This window comes from Pseudomonas sp. AD21 (assembly GCF_002878485.1).
Classification (GTDB): Bacteria; Pseudomonadota; Gammaproteobacteria; order Pseudomonadales; family Pseudomonadaceae; genus Aquipseudomonas.
In genome coordinates this window covers 95,702-114,533 of record NZ_NQYG01000006.1, presented here as the reverse complement: position 1 = coordinate 114,533, position 18,832 = coordinate 95,702, and the positions used below count along the sequence as shown (strand labels likewise).

At 59.7% G+C, this 18,832-nt stretch carries 19 protein-coding genes and 1 other RNA gene; 11 read left to right on the top strand and 9 right to left on the bottom strand.

Annotation, left to right across the window (positions count from 1 at the left end; translation table 11 throughout):
* Positions 1 to 47 precede the first annotated feature (47 nt).
* The 5 genes from PseAD21_RS05750 to PseAD21_RS05730 all read right to left on the bottom strand — a co-directional run bounded on the left by PseAD21_RS05750 (position 48) and on the right by PseAD21_RS05730 (position 5,707).
* Entirely contained in the window at positions 48 to 1,052 is a 1,005-nt protein-coding gene (locus PseAD21_RS05750) for an extracellular solute-binding protein (protein ID WP_102354857.1), read from the bottom strand.
* A 221-nt stretch (positions 1,053 to 1,273) separates the two neighbouring features.
* A complete protein-coding gene (locus tag PseAD21_RS05745; RefSeq protein WP_178082094.1) occupies positions 1,274 to 2,491 on the bottom strand; it encodes a 2-octaprenyl-3-methyl-6-methoxy-1,4-benzoquinol hydroxylase in 1,218 nt (405 codons plus the stop codon).
* A 109-nt stretch (positions 2,492 to 2,600) separates the two neighbouring features.
* Positions 2,601 to 3,788, bottom strand: a complete 1,188-nt coding sequence (gene ubiH, locus PseAD21_RS05740) for a 2-octaprenyl-6-methoxyphenyl hydroxylase (RefSeq protein ID WP_102354855.1) — start codon at positions 3,786 to 3,788, stop codon at positions 2,601 to 2,603.
* Positions 3,785 to 5,119: a Xaa-Pro aminopeptidase gene (pepP, locus tag PseAD21_RS05735; protein ID WP_102354854.1), complete on the bottom strand. Its 1,335-nt coding sequence runs from the start codon at positions 5,117 to 5,119 to the stop codon at positions 3,785 to 3,787. The genes ubiH and pepP overlap by 4 nt, the downstream gene beginning before the upstream one ends.
* A gap of 27 nt (positions 5,120 to 5,146) precedes the next feature.
* On the bottom strand, positions 5,147 to 5,707 hold the full coding sequence (locus PseAD21_RS05730) for a YecA family protein (protein WP_102354853.1): 561 nt from the start codon (positions 5,705 to 5,707) through the stop codon (positions 5,147 to 5,149).
* A gap of 125 nt (positions 5,708 to 5,832) precedes the next feature.
* On the opposite strand from PseAD21_RS05730, the gene PseAD21_RS05725 reads away from it, so the two are divergent.
* The 4 genes from PseAD21_RS05725 to PseAD21_RS05710 all read left to right on the top strand — a co-directional run bounded on the left by PseAD21_RS05725 (position 5,833) and on the right by PseAD21_RS05710 (position 7,251).
* Complete coding sequence (locus tag PseAD21_RS05725) at positions 5,833 to 6,042, top strand: TIGR02449 family protein (protein WP_007911197.1); 210 nt, start codon at positions 5,833 to 5,835, stop codon at positions 6,040 to 6,042.
* Positions 6,039 to 6,356, top strand: coding sequence for a cell division protein ZapA (locus tag PseAD21_RS05720; protein WP_008055229.1), 318 nt, complete (start codon positions 6,039 to 6,041; stop codon positions 6,354 to 6,356). Before PseAD21_RS05725 ends, PseAD21_RS05720 begins: the two co-directional genes overlap by 4 nt.
* Positions 6,357 to 6,386: 30 nt before the next feature.
* Positions 6,387 to 6,565, top strand: a non-coding RNA gene (ssrS, locus tag PseAD21_RS05715) — 6S RNA.
* A gap of 80 nt (positions 6,566 to 6,645) precedes the next feature.
* Positions 6,646 to 7,251: a 5-formyltetrahydrofolate cyclo-ligase gene (locus PseAD21_RS05710; RefSeq protein ID WP_102354852.1), complete on the top strand. Its 606-nt coding sequence runs from the start codon at positions 6,646 to 6,648 to the stop codon at positions 7,249 to 7,251.
* Positions 7,252 to 7,286: 35 nt separating this feature from the next.
* On the opposite strand, the gene PseAD21_RS29720 is transcribed toward PseAD21_RS05710, so the two are convergent.
* Positions 7,287 to 7,442 carry a hypothetical protein gene (locus PseAD21_RS29720; RefSeq protein WP_003229308.1) on the bottom strand — a complete coding sequence of 52 codons (156 nt, stop codon included), beginning with the start codon at positions 7,440 to 7,442 and terminating at the stop codon, positions 7,287 to 7,289.
* A 197-nt stretch (positions 7,443 to 7,639) separates the two neighbouring features.
* Here PseAD21_RS29720 and PseAD21_RS05705 point away from each other — a divergent pair, with 197 nt between their 5' ends.
* From PseAD21_RS05705 to PseAD21_RS05690, 4 genes are all read left to right on the top strand, one after another.
* Entirely contained in the window at positions 7,640 to 8,089 is a 450-nt protein-coding gene (locus PseAD21_RS05705) for an EVE domain-containing protein (RefSeq protein ID WP_102354851.1), read from the top strand.
* A gap of 123 nt (positions 8,090 to 8,212) precedes the next feature.
* Positions 8,213 to 9,178, top strand: coding sequence for an HlyD family secretion protein (locus PseAD21_RS05700; RefSeq protein ID WP_102354850.1), 966 nt, complete (start codon positions 8,213 to 8,215; stop codon positions 9,176 to 9,178).
* Positions 9,175 to 11,898: a ribosome-associated ATPase/putative transporter RbbA gene (rbbA, locus tag PseAD21_RS05695; protein WP_102354849.1), complete on the top strand. Its 2,724-nt coding sequence runs from the start codon at positions 9,175 to 9,177 to the stop codon at positions 11,896 to 11,898. The genes PseAD21_RS05700 and rbbA overlap by 4 nt, the downstream gene beginning before the upstream one ends.
* Complete coding sequence (locus PseAD21_RS05690) at positions 11,898 to 13,016, top strand: ABC transporter permease (protein ID WP_102354848.1); 1,119 nt, start codon at positions 11,898 to 11,900, stop codon at positions 13,014 to 13,016. The genes rbbA and PseAD21_RS05690 overlap by 1 nt, the downstream gene beginning before the upstream one ends.
* Positions 13,017 to 13,032: 16 nt before the next feature.
* Here PseAD21_RS05690 and PseAD21_RS05685 read toward each other — a convergent pair whose 3' ends face one another.
* Positions 13,033 to 13,440 (bottom strand): flagellar basal body-associated protein FliL, encoded by a 408-nt coding sequence (locus PseAD21_RS05685; protein ID WP_027610485.1) that lies wholly within the window; start codon positions 13,438 to 13,440, stop codon positions 13,033 to 13,035.
* Positions 13,441 to 13,590: 150 nt separating this feature from the next.
* On the opposite strand from PseAD21_RS05685, the gene PseAD21_RS05680 reads away from it, so the two are divergent.
* From PseAD21_RS05680 to PseAD21_RS05670, 3 genes are all read left to right on the top strand, one after another.
* The gene (locus tag PseAD21_RS05680) at positions 13,591 to 14,568 is read left to right on the top strand and encodes an NADPH:quinone oxidoreductase family protein (RefSeq protein ID WP_102354847.1); all 978 of its coding nucleotides are present in this window, start codon (positions 13,591 to 13,593) and stop codon (positions 14,566 to 14,568) included.
* 173 nt (positions 14,569 to 14,741) lie between these two features.
* Positions 14,742 to 17,042 (top strand): S-type pyocin domain-containing protein, encoded by a 2,301-nt coding sequence (locus tag PseAD21_RS05675; RefSeq protein ID WP_102354846.1) that lies wholly within the window; start codon positions 14,742 to 14,744, stop codon positions 17,040 to 17,042.
* Entirely contained in the window at positions 17,039 to 17,314 is a 276-nt protein-coding gene (locus PseAD21_RS05670; protein WP_102354845.1) for a bacteriocin immunity protein, read from the top strand. The genes PseAD21_RS05675 and PseAD21_RS05670 overlap by 4 nt, the downstream gene beginning before the upstream one ends.
* A gap of 45 nt (positions 17,315 to 17,359) precedes the next feature.
* Here the strand turns inward: PseAD21_RS05670 and PseAD21_RS05665 are convergent, their stop codons facing one another.
* Entirely contained in the window at positions 17,360 to 17,974 is a 615-nt protein-coding gene (locus tag PseAD21_RS05665) for an energy transducer TonB (protein WP_102354844.1), read from the bottom strand.
* A 178-nt stretch (positions 17,975 to 18,152) separates the two neighbouring features.
* Positions 18,153 to 18,782 (bottom strand): flagellar basal body-associated protein FliL, encoded by a 630-nt coding sequence (locus PseAD21_RS05660; RefSeq protein WP_102354843.1) that lies wholly within the window; start codon positions 18,780 to 18,782, stop codon positions 18,153 to 18,155.
* Between the last annotated feature and the right edge of the window lie 50 nt (positions 18,783 to 18,832).

Sequence of the window (18,832 nt, the reverse complement as noted above, 5' to 3'; positions counted from 1 at the left end):
ATTCCCACGCAGAGCGTGGGAACGATCATAGCGCTATCAAAGCAGACTCAGTTCCAGCCCGCCCGATCCATCATGCGGATCGCCTCAGCCTGGCGCTTGCCCGCCACTTCCACCGGCAAGGTGTCCGCAATGAACTTGCCCCACGCCGCCACTTCGTCGGATGGTTTCACCGCCGGGTTGGCCGGAAATTCCTGGTTCACGTCGGCGAAGATCTTCTGCGCCTCAGGCGTGGTCATCCACTCCACCAGCGCCTTGGCCGCTTCCGGGTGCGGTGCATGCTTGGTCAGGCCGATGCCCGACAGGTTCACGTGCACGCCGCGATCGGCCTGGTTCGGCCAGAACAGTTTCACCGGAAGATCCGGTTTCTGCTTGTGCAGGCGACCGTAGTAGTAGGTGTTGACGATACCGACATCGCACTGGCCGGCATTGATCGCCTCCAGCACCGCAACATCGTCGGAGAACACGTCGGTGGACAGGTTGTTGACCCAGCCCTTGAGGATCTTCTCGGTCTTCTCGGCACCGTGCACTTCGATCATGGTCGCGGTCAGCGACTGGTTGTAGACCTTCTTCGCCGTGCGCAGGCACAGGCGCCCTTCCCAGTTCTTGTCGGCCAGCGCTTCGTAGGTGGTCAGCTCATCCGGTTTCACCCGCTCGGTGGAATAGGCGATGGTCCGCGCGCGCAGGCTCAGGCCGGTCCAGGCGTGGGTCGAGGAACGATATTGCAGTGGTATGTTGGCGTCGATGGTCTTGGAGGTGAATGGCTGCAGGATGCCCATCTGCTCGGCCTGCCAGAGGTTGCCGGCATCGACGGTGAGCAGCAGGTCGGCGGTGGCGTTTTCGCCCTCGGCCTTGATGCGCTGCATCAGCGGCGCTTCCTTGTCGGTGATGAACTTGATCTTCACCCCGGTTTTCGCGGTGTAGGCATCGAACACCGGTTTGATCAGTTCATCGATACGCGAGGAGTAGACCACCACCTCGTCGGCGGCCTGGGCGGTGGTGCTGCCGATCAGGGTCAGGGCCAGTGCAGTCAGAAGACGCTTGGGTGCCAACATGGGAGTGATCTCTCGGTCGGAAAATGTGGGCCAAATGATAAGGACTCACATTTAGGTTCTCAATCGATCACTTTTCCAAGGAGTTACCAGATGTTGCACAGCTCCGAAACTGCGGTGAATGGACTGATGCCATCGCGAGCAGGCTCACTCCTACAGTTGGAATGCGTTCCCATGTAGGAGTGAGCCTGCTCGCTATGAGGTCATCAGCCTCAATGAAAATGTCAGGGTTTGGCGAGCGCCGGAAGGTCGCCTGTGAGGCCAAGTGCTTCACGAACAAAAAGAGCCTTGGCCTCCGGCAGCTGCTCCACCAGCTTCAACCCGGCATTGCGCAACCAGCGCACCGGCAGCGGATCGGCCTGGAACAAACGCTCGAAGCCCTCCATCGCCACCATCAGCGCCAGGTTGTGCGGCATGCGCCGACGTTCGTAACGGCTCAGCACCTTCACGTCCGCCAGTCGCTCGCCGCGTTCTGCCGCCTGCAGCAGCACTTGAGCCAGCACCGCCGCATCGAGAAAACCGAGGTTCACGCCCTGCCCCGCCAACGGGTGAATGGTGTGCGCCGCATCACCAATCAACGCCAGCCCTTCGGCCACATAACGTTTGGCATGCCGTTGACGCAACGGCACGCAGAGCCGTGGATCAGCACTGATGACATCGCCCAGGCAGCCTTCGAACGCACGCTCCAGCTCACGGCAGAACGCCGCTTCATCCAGCGCCATCAGGCGTTCAGCTTCACTCGGGGTGGTCGACCAGACGATCGAGCACCAGTCCTGCTGCCCGTCATGCTCCAGCGGCAGGAACGCCAACGGCCCGTGATCGGTGAAACGCTGCCAGGCGGTCATTCGGTGCGGTTTGCTGCTGCGCACGCTGGTGACGATGGCGTGATGCAGATAATCCCACTCACGGGTGGCAACGCCGGTCAGGCGACGCACGGCCGAGTTGGCACCGTCCGCCGCGATCACCAGCGGCGCGCGCAACTGGCGACCATCGGCCAGGGTCAGCAGCCAGTCGTCGCCGGAGCGACGCATCTGCTCCAGCCGCGCATTGGCCAGCATGCCCAGATCGCAGTCGTGCAAACGATCGAGCAAGGCATCCTGAACCACACGGTTCTCGACGATATGCCCCAGCACCTCGGCGTGCACACTGCTCGCCGAGAAATGAATCTGGCCAGTGCCGCTGCCGTCCCACACATGCATGTCGGTGTACGGACTGCTGCGGCGTTTGGCGATGCCGTCCCACACGCCGAGGCGTTCGAGAATTCGCTGGCTGGCCGCCGACAAGGCGCTCACCCGTGGCTCGAACGGCGCGGCGGCATCGAACGGTTTGACGCTCAGTGGGCTACCGTCGAGCAGCAACACTTCAAGCCCGCTGTCCTGCAACGCCAACGCGAGGGCGCTGCCGACCATTCCGGCTCCGACAATCAGCAGATCTGCGCGCATTTCCATGCTTTAAGCCTGTCTCGCTGGCGGCGTGCGCCGCCCGTAAAGGGTTTTACCGAGCGCGCCAGTTGGCGGCGCGATCCTGAAAGTGAAAGTGCCGGCCCGCCACTCAAGCATCCGGTCGCGTCCCCAGCCCCATGGCCTGACGGGCGAACCAGCGTTTGGCCGGTGGCAGCAGATCAAGGCCGAGCAGGCCGATGTTGCGTCCCAGCGAGACCAACGGCTGGGTGCTGCCGAACAGCCGCGTGACTTGATCGGAGAAGCCCACGGTGAGGTCCTGATCCAGACGCTGACGCTCGCGATACGCCTGCAACGTGGCGAAGTCGCCCAGCGGCTTGTCACTGGCGAGCAACGCGGCGGCCAAGGCATCGGCGTCGCGCAGCGACAGGTTGAAGCCCTGCCCGGCAATCGGGTGCAGGCTATGGGCGGCGTTACCGAGCACGGCCAAATGCGAACGTACCTGTTCCTCGGCCTCGACCAACGTCAGCGGATACAAGTGTCGCGCGCCAACCTGTTTCAAGGTACCGAGACGGTAGCCAAACACGCCTTGCAGTTCACTGAGGAAATCGCGTTCACTGAGGTCGGCCAGGCGTTGCGCGTCCATCCCCAGACGGGTCCAGACCAGCGCGCAGCGGTTTTCCGGCAGCGGCAGCAAAGCCATCGGCCCTTCGTCGGTGAAGCGCTCAAAGGCCATGCCGTTGTGCGCTTCGCTCGGGGTGATGTTGGCGATCAGTGCGCTCTGGTTGTACGGACGCTTGCGCACGTTGATGCCCAACTGCTCGCGCAGACCGGAACGGCCGCCATCGGCGAGTACCGCGAGGTCGCATTCAAGCGTGGTTTCATCGTTGAGGGTCAGGCGATAGCCGTCGGTCAGCGGCTCCATGCGCGTGACTTCCGCCGGGCAGCGCCAGCTGATCACCTCTTTATCAAGGTGCTGCCACAGGCACTGGCCAAGCCAGGCGTTTTCCACTACATAACCGAGCGCCGGCACGCCCTCTTCCATCGCCGACAGACGGGCGGTGGAGAAACGGCCACGGTCGGACACGTGGATCTGTTTGATCGGCTCGGCTCGGCGGGAAATCTCCTGCCACACGCCCAAGCGCTGATAGATCTGTCGCGAACCGAAGGACAGCGCCGACGAACGGGCGTCGTAGCTAGGCTGCCAGCTGTCACCGGGAGCGAACGGCTCGATCAGCACGATTTTCCAGCCGCGAGCCTTGGCCCCGGCCTGCAAGGCCAACGCCAGACTGGCGCCGACCAGGCCGCCACCGATGATTGCCAGATTGACTCGACTCATGCCGCGTGTGTCCGTGCTTGCGTCATCAGCGCTTCGATCTCGGCGACGGTTTTCGGTACGCCGCTGGTCAGGATTTCACAACCGGTCTTGGTCACTACCACGTCATCCTCGATGCGCACGCCAATGCCGCGCCATTTCTTCGCTACGTTCTGGTTGCCCGGCGCAATGTAGATGCCAGGCTCCACGGTCAACGCCATGCCGACCTCCAGCACGCGCCATTCGCCGCCGACCTTGTATTCGCCGACGTCGTGTACATCCATGCCCAGCCAGTGGCCGGCACGGTGCATGTAAAACGCTTTATAGGCTTCGGTCGCGATCAACTCGTCGACCTCGCCTTGCAGGATCCCGAGCTGCACCAGGCCGGTGGTAATGACCCTGACCGTGGCTTCGTGCGCCTGATTCCAGTTTTTGTTCGGGGCGATTTCGGCAAATGCAGCTTCCTGCGAGGCCAGCACCAACTCGTAAATCGCTTTCTGCTCGGCGGAAAACTTGCCGTTGACCGGCCAGGTGCGGGTGATGTCGCTGGCGTAGCAGTCGATTTCGCAACCGGCGTCGATCAACACCAGATCGCCGTCCTTGAGCAGCGCGTCATTCTGCTGATAATGCAGAATGCAGCTGTTGCGCCCGGCGGCGACGATCGAGCCGTAGGCCGGCATCTTCGCCCCGCCCTTGCGGAATTCGTAATCGAGCTCGGCTTCGAGGCTGTACTCGTAGAGCCCGGCCCGACTGGCCTGCATCGCGCGGATATGAGCCTGAGCCGAAATCCGTGCGGCTTCGCGCATCACCTTCACTTCTGCCGCCGATTTATACAGACGCATGTCGTGCAGCAGATGATCCAGGGCAACGAATTCGTTCGGCGGCTGGGCACCGAGATGCGCCTTGGAGCGAATCACGTTGATCCAGTCCATCAGGTGGCGATCGAATTCAGGGTTACTGCCCATCGCCGAATACACCCGGTCGCGGCCTTCGATCAGGCCCGGCAGGATGTCGTCGATGTCGGTAATGGGGAATGCGTCGTCAGCGCCGTAATCACGGATCGCGCCTTCCTGCCCTGCACGCAGGCCGTCCCACAATTCGCGTTCGGCATTACGTTCACGGCAGAACAGCACGTACTCACCATGCTCGCGCCCCGGCATCAAGACGATGACGGCTTGCGGCTCGGGGAATCCGCTGAGGTACTGGAAGTCGCTGTCCTGACGGTAGACGTGCTCGACGTCGCGGTTGCGGATCGCTACCGCGGCGGCGGGCAGGATCGCGATGCTGTTGGGTTCCATCTGCGCCATCAGGGCCTTGCGGCGACGGCTGTATTCCGCTTTGGGGATATGGGTCATGGGCAGATGGCTTTCCCTGGCACGCGATTAATGCAGCGACGGTTTGGCGGCTGGCGGCACGTCGGCTTTCTTGGTTTCCGAGAACAGCAGCAGCGGCGCGACGCGCAGGTACTCCATGACTTCCATGTAGTCGTTTTCGCCGTCATCGGACTCTTCAAGAGCATCTTGCACCTGAGAAATCGCTGCGAGATCCTGCAGCACTTCGGTGGCTTCAGTGCTGAGCATGCTGCTGTCGCGGCAGTTCAGGCCGAAACCGCTGAGGAAGCCCTGGCACCATTGGCCCAGTGCAGCGGCACGGTCGGTCAGCGGTGCATCATCGGTCGGCAGCAGCAGAACGACGGTGACGTCGTCGCCGGTCAGCTCGCCTTTGACCATCTCTTGCAGGCCGATCAGGGCGTTGCGGACGTTGTCCTGAATGTCGCCTTCGAGCAGTTCGGCGGCGTCGATCAGCCAGCCTTCGTTATCGAAGCCGGCACCGGCGCAACTGCGCCCGAGCAGCACGCCGTGCAGTTCGGCAGGCGAGACGTTATGGCCGCTGGAAGTCAGCAGCGTGGCAAAGGCTTGGTACGGGGAATTCGCAATGGTCATGGGCAGCTAGGCGCCAGACGGCGCTATGTCTAGAATGAAGGCCTTGTATCCTACATCGACAGACTCGCCAAGACTATTAAAGGCTGTCCGCCAGCTACCACCCATCAGACGAACACGTGGACACAATGGAAGACACCGACCTGCAAGCGCTGATGGCCAGACTCGAACTGCTGATTGGTCGAGTGGAGCAACTTAAGAGTCAAAACGCACTCTTACTAGCTCAGGAAAAGACCTGGCGCGAGGAACGCGCTCACCTCATTGAAAAAAACGAAATCGCCCGGCGTAAGGTCGAATCGATGATTTCGCGCCTCAAGGCCCTGGAGCAAGACTCATGAGTTCAAGCAATAGCGTCACCGTGCAGATCCTCGACAAAGAATATTCGATCATCTGCCCGCAGGAAGAACGCAGCAATCTGGTCAGTGCCGCACGCTACCTGGACGGCAAGATGCGCGAGATCCGCAGCAGCGGCAAAGTCATCGGCGCCGACCGTATCGCCGTGATGGCCGCGCTGAACATCACCCACGACCTCTTGCACAAAGAAGAGCGCCCGGACATCCAGGCCAGCGGCTCGACCCGTGAACAGGTGCGCGACTTGCTCGATCGTGTCGATCTGGTGCTGGCCACCGATCCGGACGTCACCAAGGGCTGATTCGCCAGGCCGCTTGAGGTATACTCGCGGCACTCCCTGGGGTGCTTGCCAGTTGACGATGTCCCTGAGCCGATTCGCACTACCCTGGAGGTTGCACGTTGGGCTGGTGTGCATGTCCGCCAGACGGAAAGCCTTAAAGTCTACTGCATCCTCCACCTTGAACTTTCGGGTTCAAGGGCTAAGTTGACAGCGGTTCATCCGGGGAGCCTGATTCGAATCCGATGCCGGTTTTTGCCCGCGTCGGATTTTTTATGCGTGCGTTTTCGCCCTCAACTGCCGAAGCCGAACCATGACCGAACCTGCGCTGCTGCCCCGCCCGCAACTCCGCCGCCTGCTGCGCAAGGCGCGCCGCGCGCTGACGCCGAGCGAGCAACGTCAGGCCGCCAAAGGCCTGTTCCGCCAACTGGCACAAAACCCGCACTTCCGCCGGGCGAAACACATTTCTCTGTATCTGCCCACCGACGGTGAAATCAACCCGCGCCTGCTGCTGCGCGAAGCCCAGCGTCGTGGCAAGGCCACCTACCTGCCGGTGCTCAGCGCCTGGCCGCGAACCAAAATGGTCTTCCAGCGCATTCGCCCCGGCGACAAACTCAAGCCCAATCGCTTCCGCATTCTCGAACCGCACGCCAATCTGGCCCGGCAACGCAAGATCTGGACGCTGGACCTGGTGTTGCTGCCACTGGTGGGGTTTGACGATGTCGGCGGACGCCTGGGGATGGGCGGCGGGTTCTACGACCGCAGCCTGGCGTATCTGGCCCGGCGCAAAAACTGGCGCAAGCCGACGCTGCTGGGGCTGGCCCATGAATGTCAGAAGGTCGAGCGCCTGGCGCAGGCAAGCTGGGACGTACCGTTGCAGGGCACGGTGACAGACAAGGCGTGGTATTTCGCAGACTAGACGCCGCGCAGATCAGCGGCGTCGCAGAGGCAGTTTCAGCGTTTGAAGGCGGTCGACTGTTGGACCTGTTGCGCGACTTCAACCGGAGCATCGGTCTTGCTTGTCCACAGACTTTGCGCATAACCGGTGGTCACGACGCCCAGGCCGAACAAAATAACCAAAGTCCAAAGCAAATCCGGTTTGCGTTTCATCGATTGCCCCCCTCAAGGCACATCATCACGATGACAGCAGCGGTTTCCATTCGTAGGCCGTGCAGCAGCGTCAAGCTTTAAAGGCCGGCATTTTGCGACAACGTGAACCCGGGCGCAAATGCTGACGTCAACCGACCGTCGGTTTGTCATAAAATTGCCCGACAACCTGCCCAATGACCGCTTGAGGAGCACAAGACATGGCCTATTGGCTGATGAAATCCGAGCCCGACGAACTCTCGATCAAAGGTCTGGAGAAACTCGGCACAGCGCGCTGGGATGGGGTTCGCAACTATCAGGCGCGTAATTTCCTGCGGGCGATGGCGGTGGGGGATGAATTCTTTTTCTATCATTCCAGCTGCCCGGAGCCAGGGATCGCCGGAATCGGCAAGATTATTCAGGCGGCGTACCCGGATCCCACCGCACTGGAGCCAGAGAGCCATTACTTCGACCCCAAGGCCACACCCGAGAAAAATGCCTGGAGCGCGATCGATGTTGCGCACGTCGAAACGTTTGCCCAGGTATTGAAGCTCGATTATCTGAAGCAGCAGACCGCGCTGGCCGAAATGCCGCTGGTGCAAAAAGGCAGTCGCCTGTCGGTTATGCCCGTGACGGCCGAACAGTGGGCCACCGTACTCGGCTTGCGCTGAGAACTCCCCGGTCACGGTTTTTTTACCGGCAAAAGGGGCTAGGCTTGACGCTCATTTGACTGACATCAAGCGAATGGAACGCTTGAGCAGTCAGACTGGACGCCACAGCCGCAGGATGCCCCCATGTCGACGCACAGCCGCTCTTCATTTTTATACGCCGGTTCGCTTCTGGTGTTACTCGCCGCCGCCGGCGGGGTCGGTTACTGGATGTCGATCAGCAGCAGACTGGTCGAGGGTCTGTCGATGGGCAACGGGCGGCTGGAAGCCACCGAGGTGCAGATCGCCAGCAAGACACCCGGGCGCCTGGCCGAGGTGCTGGTGGATGAAGGTGACAAGGTCAACAAGGGCCAACTGCTCGCCCGCATGGACACCCGCACCCTCGAAGCCCAGCGCATTCAGGCCGAAGCCGAAGTCTTGCGCGCCCGGGAAAACCTCAACGCCGCCCAGGCCAATGTGCAATTGCGCCAGAGTGAATTGCTGTTGGCCCAGCAAGAGCTGGGGCGTTCGCAATCGCTGTTCAAGCACGGTTACGTCAGCGCCCAGATCATCGATCAATTGCAGTCGCGCATCGGCACCGGCAACGCTGCGGTGACAGCGGCCCGCGCCCAGGTATCGGCAGTCAGTGCGGCGATCGGTGCGGCACAGGCCCAGGTCGCGCAGCTGACCAGTGAGATCGACGACAGTCAGTTACGCGCGCCGATTGACGGGGTGATCCAGTTGCGCATGGCCGAACCCGGCGAAGTGCTGGGGGCAGGCGGCCGGGTGTTGCTGTTGATCGACCCCAACGACCAGTACATGAACCTCTACCTGTCAGCCTCCGTGGCCGGACGTCTGGCGGTGGGCGATGAAGCCCGGGTGCTGCTCGACGCCCTGCCCGACAAGCCGTTGCCGGCGAAGATCAGTTTCGTCGCCGGCAAGTCGCAGTTCACTCCGAAAGAGGTCGAGACCCGCGACGAGCGGCAAAAACTGGTGTTCCGCGTCAAGCTGCGCCTGTTGCAACCCAGCGCCGTGCCGCAAGCCAAACCGGGCATGCCCGGCGCCGGTTATGTACGCACCGCGCCGATCGTCTGGCCGGCCAATTTGCAATGAACAGCCTCGCGGTTCAGGCGAACGCTATCGCGCACCGCTACGGCAAGCAGCAAGCCCTGAGCGATATCACGTTCAGCCTGCCCGCCGGCACCCGTTGCGGGCTGATCGGTCCCGATGGCGCGGGCAAGTCCAGCCTGCTGGGGCTGATCGCCGGGGTGAAGGCCTTGCAACAGGGGCAACTGGACGTCCTCGGCGGGCCGATTCAGCAGCGCCGCCACCGCGACACGCTGTATGCACGCATCGCCTTCATGCCCCAGGGGCTGGGCGGCAACCTGTATCCCGAACTGTCGATCCGCGAAAACATCCAGTTCTTTGCCACGCTGTTCGGCCTGTCGAAAGGCGACAGCGAGCAGCGCATGCACAACCTGCTGCTGGCCACTGACCTGTTGAAATTCGCCGAGCGTCCCGCCGGCAAGTTATCCGGCGGCATGAAACAGAAACTGGGCCTGTGCTGCGCGCTGATCCATGAGCCAGACCTGTTGATCCTCGATGAACCGACCACCGGCGTCGACCCACTGTCACGCCGGCGCTTCTGGGAGTTGATCGACGACGTGCGGCGCGAGCGCCCGCAACTGACCCTGCTGGTCGCCACGGCTTATATGGAAGAAGCCGAACAGTTCGAGCATTGCCTGATGCTCGACAACGGCCAGTTGATTGCAACCGGCCTGAGCCGCGAGCTGGCAGCTGTCACCCCCAGCGGCAAACTCGATGAAGCTTTCACACATTTCCAGGGCGACAGCCAACATGACGCTCAGCCGCTGGTGATTCCGCCACGTACTGGCGGCACCAGCGACATTGCCATCGAGGCCCATGACCTGACACTGCGTTTCGGCGATTTCACGGCGGTGGATCACGTCAGCTTCGCCATCGGTCGCGGCGAGATTTTCGGCTTTCTTGGCTCCAACGGCTGCGGCAAGACCACCACCATGAAAGTCCTGACCGGACTGATGCCGGCCAGCGAGGGCAGCGCGACACTGCTAGGCAATCCGGTGGACGCCAAGGATCTGGCCACGCGCAAGCGGGTCGGGTTCATGTCCCAGAGCTTTTCGCTGTATGGCGAACTCAGCGTGCGGCAGAACCTTGACCTGCACGCTCGACTGTTCGACTTGCCCAAGACCGAAAGCGCGCAACGCATCGACGCATTGATTCAACGCTTCAACCTGCTCAGCGTCGCCGATCAACCGTCCGGCGCCCTGCCTCTGGGGCTGCGCCAACGCCTGTCGCTGGCAGTGGCCGTCTTGCATCGCCCGGAAGTGCTGATCCTCGATGAGCCGACTTCCGGCGTCGACCCGGCAGCCCGTGATGACTTTTGGCGACTGTTGATTGAACTGTCCCGCGAGCAAGGCGTGACGATTTTCCTCTCCACTCACTTCATGAACGAAGCCCAGCGCTGCGACCGCATCTCGCTGATGCACGCCGGCAAAGTCCTCGCTTGCGACACCCCGGCGGCGCTGCAACGGCAGTTCGCCGGAGAGACGCTGGAAGCGGCTTTCGTAACGTGCCTGGAACAGGCTCAGGACACTGCCCAGTCGCCTCCCGCGAGTGAATCGCCAACAGCACCAACGGGCGCGGCGCCCCCGCTCAAGCAGCGCGGTTTCAGCCTCGGTCGCCTGCTGGCGGTAGCCAGCCGCGAAGGCAAGGAACTGCTGCGCGACAAGGTACGCATGGCGTTTGCGCTGGCGGGGGCGATTTTCATGATGGTGATTTTCGGCTACGGGATTTCCCTGGACGTGGAAAACCTCGCGTTCGCCGTGTACGACCAGGATCAGACACCGCAGAGCCGAACCTATCTGGAAGCCTTTCGTGGCTCGCGTTACTTCGATGAACGGCCGACCATCCACAACGCTCAAGAGCTGCACCGCCGCCTGCAACGCTCGGAAATCAAACTGGCGCTGGAAATCCCGCCCGGATTTGGCCGCGACCTGTACGCCAGACGCCAGCCTGCGGTGGCGGCGTGGCTGGATGGCGGCATGCCGTTTCGCGCCGAGACCAGCCGCAATTATGTCGAAGCCGTGCACTTGGCCAATCTGCAACAACTTGCCGAGCAGAGCAGCCCTGCAATGAGTCACCCAGCGGCTGCCAACCTGGAAACCCGCTTTCGCTACAACCAGGATGTGGTCAGCGTCAACGCCATCGGCCCCGGGGTCATGGCGCTGATTCTGGCGTTCATTCCGGCGATGTTGACCGCGCTCGGCATCGTGCGCGAAAAAGAACTGGGCTCGATCACCAACTTCTACGCCACGCCCCTGACCCGCCTGGAGTTTCTGCTGGGCAAACAGGCGCCGTACCTGCTGATCAGCCTGGTCAATCTCGCGCTGCTGGTGGCGATGAACCGCTGGCTGTTCGGCGTGCCGTTCAAGGGCAGCCTGCTGACCCTGACGTTCGGCGGCCTGCTGTATGTGCTGGCGACCACTAGCATGGGCCTGCTGATCTCGGCGTTCACCCGCACGCAAATCGCGGCGATCCTCGGCACCATGATCATCACCAGCCTGCCGACCATCCAGTTCTCCGGGCTGATCGTGCCGCGCTCTTCGCTGGAGGGGGCGGCAGCGGTGATGGGCATGCTGTTTCCGGCGGGCCACTTCCTCGACATTGCGGTGGGCACGTTCACCAAAGCGCTGGACTTGCGGCAACTGTGGCCGCAGTGCCTGGCGCTGTTCGGGTTCTTTGTCGGGTTCACCGGGCTGAGCCTGATCATGCTGAAAAAGCAGGAGGCCTGATGCACAAGTTCACGCACATCCTGCGCCTGGGACTCAAGGAACTGACCAGCCTGCGCCACGACAGCGTGTTGCTGCTGTTCCTGTTCTACGCCTTCACCGTGGCGATCTACATGCCCGCCGCCGGATCGGTGATCGGCGTGCACAATGCCAGCGTGGCCATCGTCGACGAAGATCACAGCGCCCTCTCGCGCCAGTTGGCCCAGGCCCTGCAACCTCCGGAGTTCCAGACGCCGGTGCTGCTGCCCTACCCGCAACTGGATCAGGTCATGGACAGCGGCCAGTACACCTTCGTGATCAACATTCCGGCAGGTTTTCAAACCGATCTGCTGGCGGCGCGGCAACCGGCCATTCAGGTCAACGTCGACGCCACTGCCATGAGCCAGGCGTTCATGGGCGCCGGTTACATCGGCCGGATCTTCCAGCGTGAGCTGCAGGCCTATGGCGGCCAGAACGATGCCGCGACCAAGACGCCGATTCAACTGACCACCCGCGCGCTGTTCAACACCAACCTGGAGGGCGGCTGGTTTCTCGCGGTGATTCAGATCGTCAACAACATCACCATTCTGGCGATCATCCTGACCGGCACGGCGCTGCTGCGCGAACGCGAACATGGCACACTCGACCATTTGCTGGTGCTGCCGCTGACGGCGCTGGAAATCATGCTGGCGAAGATCTGGAGCAACCTGCTGGTGGTGGCGCTATGCACCTGGCTGTCGCTGGAGGTGGTGGTCAAAGGCCTGTTGGGTGTGCCGCTGGCCGGCTCGATGAGCCTGTTTTTGCTGGTGACCGCGGTTTACCTGTTTGCCAGTACCGCGTTGGGCATCTTTCTGGCGACACTGGCGCGCTCGACGCCGCAGTTCGGCCTGCTGGCGATTCCGGTGATCATCCCGATGTTGCTGCTGTCGGGCGGCAGCACGCCATTGGACAGCATGCCGCAATGGCTGCAGTGGGTCATGCAGGGCTCACCGTCCACGCATTTTGTCAGCCTCAGCGCCGCGATTCTGTTTCGCGACGCCGGGCTGAGCGTGGTCTGGCCAGACTTGCTGGCGCTGACGGCCATCGGCCTGCTGTTCTTCCTCATCGCGCTGGCGCGCTTTCGCAAAAGCCTGGCGTCCTGAACAGCAGCCAGCGTGGTTACTGAATGATCAGGTTGTTGAACAACAGGTCTTCAACCACCGGCTTGCCGGTCTCGTCATTCATGACTTGCTGGGTCTGCTTCAGGGCTTCCTGACGCAGCTTTTCCTTGCCTTCGATGCTGCCCATCGCCTCGGTCGTCTGCTGAGTGAACAGCGCCACCAGTTGATTGCGGATCAGCGGCTCGTTGGCCTTGACCAGTTTGGTCGCCTCTTCGCCGGTCACACGCAGCGCCACGTCGGCCTTGTAGACCTTCAGCTTCGGCGTGCCGTCCAGCCCGTAGTTGCCCACGAACGGCGGACTCAAGGTGATGTAGTTGACCTTCGGCGCCTCGCCTTCTTTGGCTTCTTCGGCCAGCGCTGCCACAGGCAGAGACAGGGCCAGCAACAACATGATCCACGCTTTCACAATTCGCTCCTTATCCGGTTTGCGGCCTAGCATAACGACCCGCCGCGCAAGCACAAGCTTATGGCTGACTATCAGGGTCGGGCATGCTCGTTGACCCGTTGACTGACACACCTACACTTATCGGCCATCACTCCCAAAGGAATAGCCCTGATGAAAGCCGTGCTGTGCAAAGCCTTCGGCCCTGCCGAATCGCTGGTGCTGGAAGACGTCGCCAGTCCTGCCCTGAAGAAGAACGAAATCTTGCTGGAGGTGCACGCCGCCGGGGTCAACTTCCCGGACACGCTGATCATCGAGGGCAAATACCAGTTCAAGCCGCCCTTCCCGTTTTCCCCAGGGGGCGAAGCGGCTGGTGTGGTCAGCGCCGTGGGCGAAAAGGTCAGCCACCTGAAGGTCGGCGACCGGGTCATGGCCCTGACCGGTTGGGGCAGCTTTGCCGAACAGGTCGCGGTGCCGGGCTACAACGTCCTGCCGATCCCGCCGTCGATGGACTTCAACACCGCCGCCGCGTTCAGCATGACCTATGGCACCTCGATGCACGCCCTTAAACAACGGGCCAACCTGCAACCGGGCGAAACCCTGCTGGTGCTCGGCGCTTCCGGTGGCGTCGGCCTCGCGGCAGTGGAAATCGGCAAAGCCATGGGCGCCCGCGTCATCGCTGCCGCCAGCAGCGCGGAGAAACTCGCCGTGGCCAAGGCAGCCGGCGCCGACGAACTGATCAACTACAGCGAAGCCAATCTCAAGGATGAAATCAAACGCCTTACCGACGGCCAGGGCGCCGACGTGATCTACGATCCGGTCGGCGGCGACCTGTTTGACCAGGCCATCCGCGCCATCGCCTGGAATGGTCGGCTGCTGGTGGTCGGCTTCGCCAGCGGGCGCATCCCGGAACTGCCGGTCAACCTCGCCCTGCTCAAAGGCGCGGCGGTACTCGGTGTGTTCTGGGGTTCCTTCGCCCAACGCCAGCCGCAGGACAACGCGGCGAACTTCCAGCAACTGTTCGGCTGGTTCGCCGAAGGCAAGCTCAAACCCTTGGTGTCGCAGGTGTATCCACTGAGCAACGCGGCGCAGGCGATCAATGATCTGGGGCAGCGCAAGGCGGTGGGCAAGGTGGTGGTGCAGGTGCGCTGAAAACCCTCATCGTTAAGGCCGGATTGATTCACGAGATTAATCCGGCATTTTTTATTTTTTTACAAAACAAAGCCACTAGCATCAATAATGATCAACTGGGTAGTAACTATATACCGCAGCCATTTCATAAAATGACAGTAATTTGACTCCATACAGACACAAGGAGTAACTGTATGAGTGATCAAAACTGGCGACCGGGCCAACCATTACCCATAGATACAACTGTAGTAAACCCTTACAAAACACACACGCACCTGCCCAACTCTGAAGGCGGTGGCTACGACCGTACTGGCCGAACAAGGAACAGAAGCAGAACTGGATCTGATTTGTTCAGTGAGCTTTCAAAACAAGATATCGAAGACATCAATCAAGCTGTTTTAATTTCGCAAACCGTTCAGAACATTGAAGCTAGCAAACCTGCAATCGCACATGAACATCAAATAAAATCCAGCCAGATTGCTACCCATCTTCAGCTAGACATCAATACAGTCACTGCCAATCTTGGGGGGCTTCATGGACTTTCGCCTGTAGCGGCAATCAACCGCCAACTAACAGCATTAAATCATTTGATCCATGCAAAAACCTCTGAGCGCAATCACAATCAGGCAAGAGCGAACGCGTTTTACGGAGGGGATCCACTTGTACGGACTCAGCGAGACCTTGTTGACTCTTACCTTCGAATCCCCGCATCAGAAGTCCTGCACCGATGGACAGACTCCTATACAGCGGCATACGCGGTACACAGGAATGCGGAGCAAATCAGACAGCTTACTGACAGACTCCATCAACTGTCTGCTCAACTGCCTCAAGCCCACGCGCAGGAGGACGCACAACGTTTAGCCAGATTGAAAGCAGAAGCGGAAGCACAGGCGCAGCACGCGTTCAGAGTGGCAGCAGAAGCTGCACAAGCGAAAGCCCAGATCGAACATGCAGCCAGGGCAGCCTCACAGCAAGCAGAGCTCGCCGAACGGAAAGCGGCGGCAGAAATTGCTGCACAAAAAACAGCCAGGATTGAGCAAGAAAAAGCAGAGGCCGAAAAAAAGGCCGAGGAGAATAGAGTTCTATCGGAGCAAGCCAAAAAACTCAAAAAAGAGAAGCAAAAAAAACAGAAAAACGTAAAAAACAAAATCGACCTATTCGACCTGCAGCTCAAATTTTCAGACCAAACCCGTCCTATTGAGACAGATGGAAAAAATCCATGGTTGAAGGAAAAACACCAAAGACTATTATTTTTGCATCAACTTTCCAAGCAAGCCCACGAGGCCACTGGGAGTTCTAGAAAGAAAATTCAAATCTCAAGACAAGAAAACGTACTACGAAATCTAGAGATTGAAATTGATCAGATGGACCAACAAACAAGGGCAACGGAGAACGCCAGATTCAAACACTCTGAAGGCTCCCAGGCAATAATTCGCCCACTCCTGGCAACGCCGGAGGGATTGATTGCAGGATACGAAAACCTGCAGTTTTCACTATCCGGAGCACTCGATCTACTGAAAAAATCGGCAAAAACGCTAAGTCGCAGCCCACTTGTAACGCTCGTCGAATCCGTATTCCACTCTCCTTCACTAGGAAACGGTGAACTCCAGCGACATCCGGTCGCGTTGACCATACCACTTGCGCAACTCGCCCCAAATAGCGAACAACCAATCGCGGTGGGCCGAGGCAAAATTTCGACTTTGCCGTTTCGGGTTGTATCCACTTTCTCTGAAAATCACACCCAGCTTTTTCTTTCCCGAACGGGCGACGATCTATCTCCCAAAGTACGGAATAGGAAAGCAACTTATAACCCCGACTGGAACCTCTACACCTTCACAACAGAAGGCCTGGACCCCAGAACACTGACCTGGACACCTAACCATGCTCCTGGAAGCGACGGACTCGGATCAATAGAGCTGCCTGTAAGCCAGTCAGAAATCAAGATTTACCCCGGTGCACGGATCACGCCGTTGGAAGGTCGACATGACGAACATCCCACATGTGATGAAAGCGACTCTGATGATTACATTCTGACGTTTCCGCCTGAGTCCGGCATCGACCGAATCTATGTGATGGTCAGCCGGGCTGGCGCGCGCTTTGAGCCGGGGACTGTTACCGGCAGAGGCCAAAATGTTGGAGAGAATTGGCTGGATACAGCAGCAGGCTCGGAAGGCGCGCCAGTTCCTACGCAGATAGCGGACCGGCTACGTGGTCAGGACTTCAGAAACTTTGATAGTTTCAGGGATCGCTTCTGGAAATCGGTAGCAACTGACCCCGTCCTGAGCCAGCAGTTTGGTAAAGTCGATTTAGAGCAAATGAGGTATGGTGCCGCGCCTTTTTCTGAACCTCTTGACAGTGTAGGCGGAAGAGAAAAAATCGAGTTACACCACAAGCAGAGAATTGCAGACGGCGGAGCAGTATACGACTTGGAGAATTTAAGCATTCTGACCCCAAAGGCACACATAGAGCTTCATAAAAAAGGTACTCAACAATGATCCTCAAAGACAAGTTAGAAGATTACACCGAGGCTGAATTCTTGAACTTCTTAAGAGGCTTTTTCGAGAATGACAGTGGCCTGACGGGCGAGGCATTTAGCGCCTATTCAAGCAGGAGAATGCGACACTTCGAGAAAATCATAGAGCATCCACGGAAGCGACTAGTGCTCACGCGCCCTATGAATGGGCGCGAAGATAGCCCAGAGGGCGCGCTCCAAGAAATCAAAGAATGGCGCAAAGCAAACGGAAAACCCGGCTTCAAACCTGAGTAATACAAAAACACAGCGTCGCTGACATCGACGCTGTGTAATCTCGAATCAAAGCAATTCCCGAACCTCCCGCGACAAAAAACTCATGTATTTGCGCATCGGGTTTTCCCGGCAACCTCTGACGATCATGGGGACGCGCCGGTTGATCTTTGCAATGATCGCCAGACGCTGTTCATTCGCCAACTGGCTCTTGTGGATGACGTTGGAGACGTATGCACGGGTGTCATTGAATATCTGCGCATCAACCCACGCGTACTCTGGCAGGTTCCTGAAGCTATCGTTGATTACTCGACATTTCACTGTCTGCAGCCACTGGTTGAGGTGGATCGGCTGATCCTGATGAAGCCGGAAGAGCATTGGCGCCAGCACCGGCTGTTCCGCCGGCCGACCTTCATCGACCGTCCAGGGCTTGAATCGCCACTGCGCTATCGCCTCCCGGGCTGCTTCCGCCAGTTCTGGATGATCACTGTGCACAATGCTGATCCCGTTGACCGAACCATCCGCCTTGACGATGAAGCTGACCTTGACCTCGCCATCGATCCCGGCCCTGTGCAACGCTCTGGGGTAAATCGGCTTGGGGTTGTGTTCAGGGATGAGCAACCCTTCTGCCGCCAGCGCCAGACTGAAGATCGTCAACAAAAGCCCAGCAAAAAACCACCGCATGTTCGCGCCCCTTCCCTAGTGAGATGCCTTATCCGGCAACAGCACAAAGGTTACGGAGCGCGGCCGTTTAACTGAATGGCGCAGCTTCGCTTTTGGGTGCAGGACATTTCCTGATCCCGATGGGAAACCTGACGAAACCGCTGGGCAAATGGCAGCAGGTAAATTTTCTGACGGACGTTTAGCCGCCGCTCGGCCCGGCAACGTCACCCGGCAACAGATGCTCTTGCACCTTCAGGCTGCGAGATGGGATAAGCCGTCCCTTGTCATCGAAGCGCAGGACAATCAGCCAGTCGAAGACATCATCCGGCCATTTTTCCTGCCCCATCAATGCGGTGGCATCGCCGCCAAAGGCTTTGATCAGTTTGTTGATATGGCCGTGGTGCCAGGCGATCAGAACCGTTTGCGCCTGATTGCTCTTGCGCAACAGTTTGACCAGTTGATGAAGATCACCATTGACGTAGGGCTGCTCAATTGCAAGGTTCAGACGCTGGGCCAATGGCGTCAGGGTCAACCGTGAGCGTGCACTCTCCGGGGTGTCGCCAGCAGCGATCAAGCGCTGGGGAACAAGAGTCTGGCCGTCGAGTTTCAGCGGGTTGAAATAGTCGACGTAGGCGGCCGCACGCTGTTCGCCTCGAGCATTGAGCACTGATCCCACATCCGGTTTTTCCGCATGCCGAATGATCAGCACCGTCGCGTTGCGCAGGCCGGAATGGGAAGGATGATCGACGACAATCAAACCCAGCATGACAAGGGCGAGCCCCGCCGCCACCAAAAACCTCGGCATCAATCTGCGAACCTTCAGTGGCATTTCTTATCTCTGCTGATCAATCGGCTGAACTGGCCGCGAGTCTATGCCAC